This window comes from Lysobacter olei, from assembly GCF_054777355.1.
Genome location: NZ_BAAHAT010000015.1, coordinates 1 through 1,400 on the forward strand (window position 1 = coordinate 1; position 1,400 = coordinate 1,400).

Annotated in this window: 1 protein-coding gene and 1 pseudogene; both read right to left on the reverse strand. The window is 22.3% G+C overall.

Going from position 1 to position 1,400, the window contains the following annotated elements; translation table 11 throughout:
* Positions 1–669 (reverse strand): hypothetical protein (locus ACYVBS_RS14565; protein ID WP_460824489.1); only part of this gene is annotated, 669 nt, incomplete at its 3' end.
* 54 nt (positions 670–723) lie between these two features.
* A pseudogene (locus ACYVBS_RS14570) lies at positions 724–1,215 on the reverse strand (proton-conducting transporter transmembrane domain-containing protein); the annotation flags it as partial.
* Positions 1,216–1,400: the final 185 nt, after the last annotated feature.

Below are 1,400 nucleotides of genomic sequence, written 5' to 3' on the forward strand. Positions count from 1 at the left end.
TAATAATAAAATATTATTATCAATTTTTAAATATAATAAGAAAACATAGAAAATTAAACCAATTAAAATATATAAAGCATAAGATGTAATAACACCAGTACTTAAACTACCTATATTTTTACTTAAATTTAATAAACCTTTTTCTAAGCCATATGGACCTAATAATTCTACAGAACCTTTATCTAAAATTTTAGTAGTTTGACCACCTAATTTTAAAACAAAATTAGTAATATAATTATTATAAAAGAATTCAATTAAAAATCTTTGATTAAATAAACTAAAAATATTATAACCTAAATTAGTAAATTTAAATTTAATTAATAAATTACCAAAAAATTCTGAAAACATTATACCAACTATACTTAAAGTAATAGTAAAAAATAAAGGTAATAATTTAAATAAAGTTGGAACTGCAAATTCTGTATCTAACATAATTTCATGAGAAGGATGTATAAAAATACTATTATCTATAAAGAAACTTGTACCTAAACCTATAAATACATCTTTAGTTAAATAACCAAAGAATATAGAAAAAATAGCTAAAATAATTAAAGGTAAATTAATAAAAATATTACCTTGATCTACATTTTTATAATTATTTAAAGGTCCATTAGGATTAGTTAAAAATGTTAAATATAAAACTTTTACAGAATATAATGTAGTAAACATAGCACCAATTGTAGCTATAAAATATACAATAGTACTTGAAATATAAAATTGACCATATGCAGATTCTAATATAAAATCTTTAGAATAAAAACCAGACATAAAAGGTATAGCAACTAAACTTAAAGAAGCTATTAACATTATTGAATAAGCTAAAGGTAAAAATGGTTTTAATCCTCCATATTTTCTAAAATCTTGATTATCAGATACAGAATGTATAACTGCTCCTGCACCTAAAAATAATAATGCTTTATAAAAAGCATGATTAACTAAATGAAATAATGCTAGATTATATGAAGATAATCCTATAGCTATTACCATCATACCTAATTGACTCATTGTAGAATAAGCTATAACTTTTTTAATATCTTGTTGAAATAATCCTATAATAGAACTAAATATAGTTGTTATAGCACCTAATCATAAACAAAGTATTAAAACAGTTGAACTATATTCTATTAAAGGAGATGATCTCATTAATAAATATACACCTGCTGTAACCATTGTAGCTGCATGTATTAAAGCAGATACAGGTGTAGGACCTTCCATAGCTTGAGGTAATCAAACATGTAGACCTATTTGTGAACTTTTTGCCATAGCACCTATTAATAAACATATACCTATTAATGTTATAACATCTTGATTAAAATATGGAGCTAATGAAAAAACAGTTGAATAATCTAAATTACCAAAAGATCAAATTATTATAAACATACCTATAGTTAAGAAACAAT